This window comes from Haloferax sp. s1, from assembly GCF_058382125.1.
This window is the reverse complement of sequence record NZ_JBZRPK010000354.1, coordinates 1-3,458: the sequence shown is the minus strand read 5'-3', so window position 1 is coordinate 3,458 and position 3,458 is coordinate 1. Positions and strand designations below refer to the sequence as shown.

Sequence of the window (3,458 nt, the reverse complement as noted above, 5' to 3'; positions counted from 1 at the left end):
GGGCGGGCCGGGGGGGGCGGAACCCCGCGCGCTCCCCAGGGGTGCGCCGCGAACGGGCAGGGGGCCGGGTCCGCTTCCCCCCGGCGCGGGGCAGTCGGGACAGGAACCGGTTTCTTTTCGGCGGGGTTTCTCTCAAGGGGGGGCGCGCGCCGGGGGGGCGGCGTCGCCCCGAGGGGTCCCGTAACCGCCCCTGCCGAGATTCAGATAGAGGGCCAACCCGAGGAGACCGCCGACGAAGACAGAAAAGCCCCAGAGGAAGGCGTTGTGGGGACTGTGCTTCGCGGCATCGAGACCGGCCCAAACGCTTACGATGAACCAGACGAAGGCGAGCAGCAACCACGCGACCAGTTCGGCCATCGTAGCATATTTCTAACTATTCAGCGATAGGTTTTCTGTATTCTCGCCATCTGCGTACGACACGCTGGATACGGGTGGGATTCGAACGGAAAGAGACGGAATTCGGCGGAAAGAAAAGATAGCGGTCAGTTCCCAGTCCACCGCAAGGCCGCGAGCGTTCCCTCGAAGAGAGCAATCATCGTCGCCGCAATCATAATCGGGGCCATCCCCGTTGGGTCGGGGCTGACGAGGAACGCGAGACCGGCGAACGCGCCCCAGAAGAGTAGCCGGCGGTCTTCCAGCCACTGTCGCGTGACCAGATTCATCATGATAGCCAACTCGATGAACAGGGGAATCTGGAAGACGATGGCCATGTAGCCCATCAAGACGAGAATGAGGTTGAACGTCTCTTTGAGACCGAACGCGACGACCGCCGTGTCCTGCGTGTAGGACGTTAGGTACTCGAAAAGGGCCGGGAGAACGATGAAGTGGGAGAACGCCACACCGACGAGCGCGAGAACGAGGCTCGTCGGGACGGCCGCGAGGTAGTATTTCCGCTCTTTGGGGTACAGACCGGGTCGCATGAAGAGGTACGTCTCGTAGACGAACACCGGGAGTCCGATGACCGTTCCGGCGAGACCCGCAACCTTGAGTTTGGTTAGGATGAGTTCGAGCGGGCCGTAGAGACGCGGGCGACGGTCCGAAAGGTTCGCGGCGTCAGGGATGTGGGAGTTCCAGAGGAAATTGATGACATCGGTCGCGCTCGGCAGCGTGATGCCGAGTCTGGCCTCGATGTCGACCATCGCGTTGAGGATGTCCGCGCCGGGGAAGAGGATGAGCGTAATCAGACCCGCGACGCCAAAGACGACCGCCAACCGGCGAATCATCTCCTCGATGTGCGCGGTGAGCGGCATCTCTTGGTCGCTTTCGGGGGCACCACCGAGGAGCCCGTCGTCTTCGAGGTTGTCGTCGACCACGCTCGGAGTATCGTCGTCACGAAGTTCCGAAGCGGTGTCCTCCGGCATGCCGGCGTCTGCGCCGGTTACGGAAGCAGTAGCCGCGTCGTCGGGTTCATCGGCGTCGACAGACCCGTCGGTGACGGTCTCATCGCGTGGTGTCACGCGATTCTGAGCGGGTTCGTCAGCCGCTGTGGACACGTCTTCGGACCCACCGTTAGACGAAGACTCATCGGTATCGTCTGAGGCGTCCGTCTCGTCGTCGACCGCAGAGAGACCTGTGTCGCGCTCCTCGTCCGCCATTCAGGTGACCTACGCTTCCGGCCAGTTATAGGTCTTTTCGCATTGCGCCGAGCGTAGGGGCGAAAAAGAGCCGAAACCGCGGCGACGGTGAAAAAGATTGATAACCACTAGACTGCTTTCGCCACGTACGTATGTCCAGTGCCCTCGACGAGGACACCCAACAGGCAATTGCATCCGGCCGGGAGACTGCAGGAGCCATGCTTCGAGCGGCGCAAAAAGACCTTCAGAAGGTCTTTATCGTCTTTCTGATCGGGTTCCTCGGGACGTTCTACGCACTCAGTCTCTACGTTTGGGAATTCTTTAAGGGGGTCACCAAGGCAAAGATGGACGCCTCGACAGAGGGTGCCCTCGAAATCATCGCCCAGACGCCCTTCGACGTACTCCTCTTGCAGGCAAAAATTGCACTCGTCGTGGGCATCATCTTCGCAATTCCGCCGTTTATCTACTTCTCGCGGGATGCGCTGAAAGCACGCAACGCATGGCCGAAATCACCCGTCGCGCCGTGGAAACTCGCTTTAATCGGACTCACGATGCTCCTCTTGTTCGCGGGTGGCGTCGCCTACGGGTATCTCGTATTCTTCCCCTTTACCTTCGAATTCTTAGCACGGAGTGCGCACAACGCGGGATTCGACCCCAAATACTCCATCGTCAAGTGGTCACAGTTCATCTTCCTGCTCACGGTTTCGTTCGGTCTCGCCAGCCAACTCCCGCTGGCGGTGACCGGCCTGTCGTACACCGAAATCGTACCCTACGAACTGTTCCGCGACAAGTGGCGGCACGCGGTCGTCGGCATCTTCGCTGTCGGTGCACTGTTCACGCCGCCGGACCCGTTCACCCAAATCATGTGGGCGGTGCCGGTCATCTCGCTGTACGCCTTCAGTCTCTATCTCGCGCGAGTCGTCGTCACGGCCAAGCGTGGCAGCGAGAAGTTAGACCTGAAAGGCACCGCAACAAAACACTGGAACCTCCTCGCCGGCACCGGCGTCGGCGGCGGGCTCTTAGTCTACGCGTTCTACGAGTACGAGGGCATCAAGCTCGCGAACGATGCGCTCGTCGCCGTCGGGAGTCAGTACAGATTCCTCGAACCGGGGTCGCAACTGGTTCTCAGTGCGTTCATCGTCGCTGGCGTTCTCGTCGCCCTCTTACTGGGCCTCGCGTACCTCGTCTTCCGCGATATTCAGCAAATCGAGCGGACGCAGGTCGGCGTCGGTGACCCCACGAAACTCGACCTCTCGGCGCTCGACGCGGACGGAATCCGCGCCGCGCCGCCCGAGGCGTTCGCCGACCGCGAGGAAAACGAAATCATGGGCCTCGCTTCGGCCGCCATCGACGACGGTGACAGGGAAAAGGCGCAGGCGCTCATCGACCGGTTCGACGACTCCGAGGCGAAGCGGGAAGCCGCCGAAGCGGAAGCCGAAGAATCGGACGGACTCGAAGACCGGGCGACCCGCGCTGGCGGCGCGTTCTTCGACGAACTCACCGAAGGCGAGACCGACGAAGACGACATCGGTGGTTACTACAAGGACGTCTCGTTCATCGTCGATTCGGTTACCTCCCGAGCATTCTGGATCATCGGCTGGTTCATGCTCGTCCTTGCGACGACCTTCGGCTGGCTCTACAGCGGCGGTATCAAATTCGTCTACGACAACTTCCTTGATCGCCTCCCGGACGCAGTAACACCAGAAGAGGTCTGGAGCGTCATCACGCTACACCCGATGGAAGCGCTCGTCCTCGAAGTGAAGTTCTCGACGATTCTAGCGGCGTTTGCGACACTGCCGCTTCTCGCGTACTTCGCGTGGCCCGCGCTCCGCGAGCGGAACATCGTCCGGCGGCGTCGTCGGACCATCTACCTCTGGGTCGGCG

3 protein-coding genes are annotated in these 3,458 nt (G+C 61.4%); 1 reads left to right on the top strand and 2 read right to left on the bottom strand.

Annotation, left to right across the window (positions count from 1 at the left end; translation table 11 throughout):
* Positions 1-132 precede the first annotated feature (132 nt).
* Together QT222_RS04275 and tatC (QT222_RS04270) are read right to left on the bottom strand one after the other, a co-directional pair.
* On the bottom strand, positions 133-357 hold the full coding sequence (locus tag QT222_RS04275; protein ID WP_491476417.1) for a PLDc N-terminal domain-containing protein: 225 nt from the start codon (positions 355-357) through the stop codon (positions 133-135).
* 125 nt (positions 358-482) lie between these two features.
* A complete protein-coding gene (gene tatC, locus QT222_RS04270) occupies positions 483-1,595 on the bottom strand; it encodes a twin-arginine translocase subunit TatC (protein ID WP_004058454.1) in 1,113 nt (370 codons plus the stop codon).
* A gap of 131 nt (positions 1,596-1,726) precedes the next feature.
* Between tatC (QT222_RS04270) and tatC (QT222_RS04265) the strand changes: the two genes are divergently transcribed.
* Positions 1,727-3,458 (top strand): twin-arginine translocase subunit TatC (gene tatC, locus QT222_RS04265; protein WP_491476416.1); only part of this gene is annotated, 1,732 nt, incomplete at its 3' end.